This is a genomic window from Streptococcus sp. 27098_8_91 (genome assembly GCF_041432385.1).
GTDB lineage: Bacteria > Bacillota > Bacilli > Lactobacillales > Streptococcaceae > Streptococcus.
On record NZ_JAPVZN010000017.1, the window covers coordinates 1 to 7,768 of the forward strand.

Annotated in this window: 1 protein-coding gene; it reads left to right on the forward strand. The window is 39.6% G+C overall.

Annotation, left to right across the window (positions count from 1 at the left end):
• Positions 1–512: 512 nt before the first annotated feature.
• A partial coding sequence (locus O3611_RS09680) for a pectate lyase-like adhesive domain-containing protein (protein ID WP_371608514.1) occupies positions 513–7,768 on the forward strand: 7,256 nt, incomplete at its 3' end.

A 7,768-nucleotide genomic window follows, 5' to 3' on the forward strand; every position in this document is an offset into this window, starting at 1 on the left:
GCTCTTTGTCAACTGTAGTGGTTGAAAAAAAGCTATAGTAGAATGAATCTAGAATAGTACACTAAGACTGCTAAAAATATTTCTAGAAATTAGTTTGACTTTCCTAATCGATTTGTTCATACCTTATTTCAATCTACTATAACATATGGAGAGGACAGTCGTTGTTCTCTCCATTTTTATATCCAGAGATAGAAGGATTTGTTGAAAAACTAAAAGATAAAACTATAAATCTCGGTAAAATATTTACTAAAAATTTTTAATACTGTTAAATAAGTTGTATGAATATAAAAATGGATAAATCTCTCATAGCAGGGCTGACATACATCACTAGATGCATGTTTGTTCCTTTAATTCTATTTCTTAAAGAATTACTAAGTTTGCGATAAGCGATGTAAAAAAATAATAAATTTAGTTCGGTAATACGTTTTTTAGTAAAAAGTAACCGCTAATACTTGATTTTTATAAATATAGTGATATACTAAAATTTAAGAAAAAGTAAAAAGGAGATTACTATGAAGTTTCATTTTAATGAGCGTCAACGCTTTTCTTTACGTAAGTATAGCTTTGGTTTAGCCTCTGTTCTTTTAGGAACTGCCTTCTTTTTGAGTGGACAAGTTGCTAGTGCTGATGAGGTAAATGTTTCAGAAACATTGCTCACCTCCGTAGTATCTGTTAGTCCAGAAAGTTCAACAAGTACATCGGAATCTTCAGTACCAAGAACTTCTGAATTAAAACCTACAGTAGCAGATAAATCTGCTCTATCACTAGAAACTGCCGATTCAAAATCAGCAGTAGAAGATAAGGCTGTTGTAACATCAGAAAAGGCTGAAGTTTCTTCAGATTCTGAAAAAGTTGCAACAGAAAGTCCAAAATCTGAGAAATCAGAAGTATCAGCTAAAGAATCAAGTGAAGATACGGGAAAAACAACTGAAGGTAAAGCTGAAGTTGCTGAAAAAGATGATAAGTCTACTGATAAAGCTCCAGCTCCAGCTGAAGCATCCCGTTCAACACGTACACGCCGAGCTACTTCAGAAAATAAACGTGAAGTATCAAATTGGAGTGAGTTTGTTTCAGCCTTAGAGGATGGAAATGTCAGCGAAATCACTGTAAATGGTGATGTCGTAGCTCAAGGTGATAATGGTAATACCGACAATGGACGTTCAGGATCTGTTGACCGTAGGACTACTATTCATGCACAATCTCGCCCAGTTACGATCCAAGGTAAGGACGGCAATGCTCGTCTAGATCTTTTGTCGCATACTTTGGAATTGACAGGAGCTAGCTGGGAACTAAATCTTAAAAACCTTAAAATAGCGACTGCTAATTCTAAAGGTCCGATTGATTTATCAAGTACCAGTGGATCAAATACAGTAACCTTTGAAAACGTGACAAGTGTTGGTTCATCACTTTATGGTGGTGGTGGTAACACCCATGTTGTTATCAAAGGAACTACAACTTCAACAGTTAGTGACAGTTATCAAGCTGCAAATGGTCAAACTCAACACGTACAACGTAATGTTGGAGCTGCTGGTCACTCAGACCAACGTCGTGAGTCAAATATTCACGATGCTAAATCTGTAACAGTTGCTGAGGGGGCTAGCTTAACGCTTAATCGCTCTTCTCAAGGTGATGCTATTACTCTTGAAAGTGGAGCTAAGGTCAGTGTAAAAGATAAAGCTAGTCTTACTATCAACATGAACACTGGCAATGGATCCGAAAATGCTCGCTACCACAATGCTGGTATTTTCATGGCTGATAGTGGTACCGTAGAAACTGGCAAAGGCTCTAAGTTAGTCTTGAATACTAGTATCGGTCAAGGTATTTCAATTGGTATAAACCGTCCAGGGGATGGATTTACCGATAAGGATCGTTTTGGTGGTTACGGTGCTGGTAACAACGGTCGTAAAAATGGTCCTAGCCGAGTTCTTATTGGCGCAGAAGGAACATTTGAATTTAACGGTCGTGACGGTATTATGATGGGGAATCACTCAGAACTTGTCACAGGTCAAAATTCCAAAGTTCGCTTTGAAAATAAAGGTCGTGGCGTTGCCCTTGATTTCGGAAATGATTCAAGAGTAGTCTTTGGAAAACATTCGAACAATGCCTTCCATTCTGTAGGAAAAGGACCTAAGAGCGGCGGAGGGCCTTCTGGTAGTTACGATGGATATAACTATATTGGTTTAAATGAGAATGGTAAGATTCTTGTAGACGAATTTGCAACTTTCCGTGTTCAAATGGATAATCGTGGCGATAATCACTATGACGATGTTATTTCCCTTGATTCTAGGAATGGTCGCAAGAGTGAACCAGTTTTTCAAGCTAATAAGGGTTCTATTGTAGATATTCGAGATGATAATACTAACTACTATGCTGAGTTGATCTCAGTAGCATTGGGAGCTAGTACAAACACTTATTTCCAGTTCAACAATCCGCTATATGTTTCCTTTATGAGATACACAAAATCGGATGGTACATCAGCAGGTGAAATTACCGGGAAACTACCAATAACTATTCCTCAAGGGAACAATCCACAGGATATTGGCCACGGAAATATTCTTTATATCTCAAATAAATTAGAAGCTTCAGGGAACCGAATCGAATTTAATGGTCCAACAAATAATGCAGGTGTTGGAACCTATACGGTTTATTCCATGAACAAGGATGGTAGGGATGCACAAAGTCATAATAAACAGAGTTCTGTTTGGATGAATATCCAGGGCGGATCTATATCCATTGCTGGTTTCCAAAATAATAGGGCACATATAGAACCTGCTAATGCCACATCTGTACCAACAGGTTCTTCGACTGGGGGAGTTGTTGCCACAGATAGGACTTATGGTATTGACCCGGTAGGTGATAACCGTCAAAATATTTGGGTATCAAATGGTTCTAAAATCAACCCGACTGGTGTTCATAAAAATGTCATCAAATATGTTTACGAAGATGGAACTCCAGTTAAAGAAGATGTTATCCAGTCATCAGATTGGAAGCGTACTTTGGATGTCTCTATTGACCAAGAAGGCTTTAAAAAGATTTTAAAAAATTCAAGTGTCAGCAATGGTGATGAGTTCTTAGCCGCCTATAGTAAGGCTAAGTATCACATTTCTGATATCGATGGAGATAACATCGCTGATACAGGTTGGAAAGTTGATGGAACAAATTCAGGTACCTATAATTATGGAACTATTGCTTCACCAAAAGTCGATGGCTATAAAGCAGAAATCAAGTCAACTAATGTTCCAGGATTAGAAGTTGGGGCTCAAGCTGATTCAGTTTCTGTTTCATATGATTCAAGCAATGCACCAGAAACGCTTATTGATGCTCAAGCAGGTAAACGTACCGTTTCAGAAACTTATTGGCGCAATATTGTAGCCAAATCTGATTTGGGTGTCTATGAAACAGTTGTTGTCTATAAAAAAGTAAAACAAAAAGCTATTATCAAGTATGTTGATACAAGTGCTAATAATAAGGAATTAGCAAAAGATGAAGTTTCTGGTAAATCGTATGAAGCCATTAACTACTCAACTGCAGCTAAGATTGCTGATTTTGTTAATAAGGGTTACAAGCTTGTAGAAGATGGTTTCACAAACTCAACTGAAGATCAAAAGAAATTTGATAGTGATGCATCAACAGATCAAGAATTCGTAGTTAAGCTAGCACACGATGTAACTCCAGTTGGACCAAATAACCCACATAAACCAACAGAGCCAATCAATCCAAATGATCCAAACAGTCCAAGATACCCTGCGGAAAATCAATGGAAGAAAGATGTAACGTCAACTGTTCATTATGTGGTATCAGACGGTAAGGCAACTGCCCCAGCTGACAATGTTCAAAATGCACAATGGACACGTACCTTAAATGTTGATAAGGTGACAGGTGAAGTTCTTAACCCTACTGAACCATGGGCAGCGAATAAGGCTAACTATGATGCAGTTCCAACACCAGGATTGACAGGTTACTACGCTGATAAAGCAAGTGTTGCTTCTAAGACAGTTACTCAAGAAAATCTTGAAGAAACTGTAACTTACAGACCACTTGGAAAATTGGTTCCAAAACCAGAGACACCAAAAGATCCGAACTTCCCATCAACACCAGAAGTGCCGTATCCAAATGATCCAAACGATCCAACGAAACCAGGTCAACCAGTTGTGCCTAATGTACCAGGCTACAAACCATACTTGCCAGATCCAAACTATCCAACGAAACCAGGTGAACCAGGTAGACCAGTAGAACCAGGAAAACCAATCACTCCTGAAAATCCAGGTACTGACACAGAAATTATCTATCGTAAGGTAGATCAAAAAGCTATTATCAAGTATGTAGACCAAAATACTGGTGCAACACTTGAAAGTGATCAAGTAGGTGGCAAATCAGGTGAAGCTATTGCCTACTCAACTGCAGACAAGATCAAGAAATATCAAGATCGTGGCTATGTTCTTGTAAGTGATGGATTCCCAGCAGGAGCTACCTATGACAAGGATGAGTCAGTTGATCAAGAATTCGTAGTTACCTTGAAGCATGGTGAAACACCAGTTGGACCAAATGATCCACATAATCCAACAGATCCAATCAATCCAAATGATCCAAAGAGTCCTAAATACCCTGCGGAAGATCAATGGAAGAAAGATGTAACGTCAACTGTTCATTATGTGGTATCAGACGGTAATGCAACTGCCCCAGCTGATAAGGTTCAAAATGCACAATGGACACGTACCTTAAAACTTGATAAGGTGACAGGTGAAGTTCTCTCATCTACTCCATGGGCATCGAATAAGGCTAACTATGATGCAGTTCCAACACCAGGATTGACAGGTTACTACGCTGATAAAGGAAGTGTTGCTTCTAAGACAGTTACTCAAGAAAATCTTGAAGAAACTGTTACTTACAAGCCACTTGGAAAATTGGTTCCAAAACCAGAGACACCAAAAGATCCAAACTTCCCATCAACACCAGAAGTGAAGTATCCAAATGATCCAAACGATCCAACAAAACCAGGTAAACCAGTTGTGCCTAATGTACCAGGCTACAAACCATACTTGCCAGATCCAAACGATCCAAGTAAACCAGGTCAACCAGTAGAACCAGGAAAACCAATCACCCCTGAAAATCCAGGAAAAGATACGCCGATTATCTATGTACCAAAAACTAATGATGTGACGCAACCAACAAAACAAACTGTTAAGTACACAAGTACAGATGGTAAAGCTCAGGTACCTTCAGATAAGATTCAAAATGACTATACTTTCACAGGTAAGAAGAATCAAGCTGATGGTACAACAACATGGACTGAAAACAGTCATACTTACGGTAGGGAAAGTGTTCCAGTAGTTTCTGGTTACTACGCTGACAAGTCTGAAGCAGGTAGTAAAACAGTCACTCCAACCAATCCTAATGCTGAAGATGTTGTAACTTATAAACCACTTGGTAAGATTATTCAAGTAGATGAATCAGGAAATGTTATTCCAGGTTCAGTATCTAAGACTTATGAAAATAACCCATTGAATCCTAAAGAAGCAGCAGAAACTAAAATTCCAGATGCACCAACAGGATATGTGATTAAGGAGGAACAACCACAAGCATGGGGTTACAATATTGTTGATAAAACTATTGAACCAAATGATGAAAGTGATCCAGATCGAATTTCACAAGATACGAAGATTGTTTATGTTAAGGCAGACCAAAAAGCAGTGATCAAGTACGTTGATCAAACAACTGGTCAAACCCTTGCCAATGATCAAGTCGGTGGTAAATCAGGTGAGGCAATCAACTACTCAACTGCGGACAAGATCAAGTACTATGAAGATCGTGGCTATGTTCTTGTAAGCGATGAATTCCCAGCAGGAGTTCACTTCGATACCGATGCATCAGTAGATCAAACCTGGACAGTAACCTTGAAACACGGTGAAACTCCAGTTGGACCAAACGATCCACATAATCCAACAGATCCAATCAATCCAAATGATCCAAACAGTCCTAAATACCCAGCGACAGATCAATGGAAGAAAGATGTCACATCTACTGTTAAGTATGTGGTATCAGATGGTAAGGTAGCAGCCCCAGCAGATCATGTTGAAAACGCGACATGGACACGTACCCTTACCTTGGATAAAGTCACAGGTAAAGAACTTTCAGCGACACCATGGGCATCAGATAAGACAGCCTACGCTGCAGTTCCAACACCAGGTTTGACAGGATACTACGCTGATAAAGCAAGTGTTGCTTCTAAGGCAGTTACTCAAGAAAACCTTGAAGAAACTGTTACTTACAAACCACTTGGAAACTTGGTTCCAAAACCAGAGAAACCAAACGATCCAAACTTCCCATCAACACCAGGTGTTAAATATCCGAACGATCCAACAGATCCAACGAAACCAGGTCAACCAGTCGTTCCTGATGTACCAGGTTATGAACCACACCTTCCAGATCCAAACGATCCAACGAAACCAGGTCAACCAATCCAACCAGGAACACCTGTAACACCTGATAAACCAGGGGAAGATACGCCAATCATCTATGTACCAAAAACAAATGATGTGACGCAACCAACTAAACAAACGGTAACGTTTGAAGGAGCAGGAACAGCTACTCCAGCTGATAAGGTTCAAGATAACTTCACCTTTACTGGTAAACAAAAAAATGGTACGACAACATGGGATCAACCTAATCACACTTATGGTAAAGAAACAGTTCCAGTAGTTAAAGGTTACTACGCTGATAAGAAGGAAGCTGGATCTAAGACAGTTACTCCAGATCAACCAGAAGTTACGGATAAGGTTACTTATAAACCACTTGGTAAGATCATTCCAGTTGATCCAGAAGGAAACCCAATTCCTAAAGCACCAACTCCACAGTACAACAATGATCCACAAGATCCAACTAAGGGTGGCGAGACTCCAACTCCAGTTATCCCAGGTTATGTGACAGATACACCAAGTGTAACACCTAATGACCCAGGATCTGATACACCTGTTGTCTACCGTAAGGCGGAACAAAAAGCTATTATCAAGTACGTTGACCAAACAACAGGTCAAACCCTTGCCAATGATCAAGTCGGTGGTAAATCAGGTGAGGCAATCAACTACTCAACTGCGGACAAGATCAAGTATTATGAAGATCGTGGCTATGTTCTTGTAAGCGATGAATTCCCAGCAGGAGTTCACTTCGATACCGATGCATCAGTAGATCAAACCTGGACAGTAACCTTGAAACATGGTGAAACTCCAGTTGGACCAAACGATCCACATAATCCAACAGATCCAATCAATCCAAATGATCCAAACAGTCCTAAATACCCAGCGACAGATCAATGGAAGAAAGATGTAATGTCAACTGTTCATTATGTAGGTGCAGGTAGTCAAACACCAGCAGACAATGTTCAAAATGCACAATGGACACGTACCTTAAAACTTGATAAAGTTACAGGTAAAGTTCTTAACCCTGATGAAGCATGGACAACTAATAAGACTAACTATGATGCAGTTCCAACGCCAAGTGTTACTGGATACTATGCGGATAAAGCAAGTGTTGCTTCTAAGACAGTCACTCAAGAAAATCTCGAAGAAACTGTAACTTACAAACCACTTGGAAACTTGGTTCCAAAACCAGAGACACCAAACGATCCAAACTTCCCATCAACACCAGAAGTGAAGTATCCAAATGATCCAACGGATCCAACGAAACCAGGTCAACCAGTTGTTCCTAATGTACCAGGCTACAAACCATACTTGCCAGATCCAAAAGATCCAAGCAAACCAGGTAAACCAGT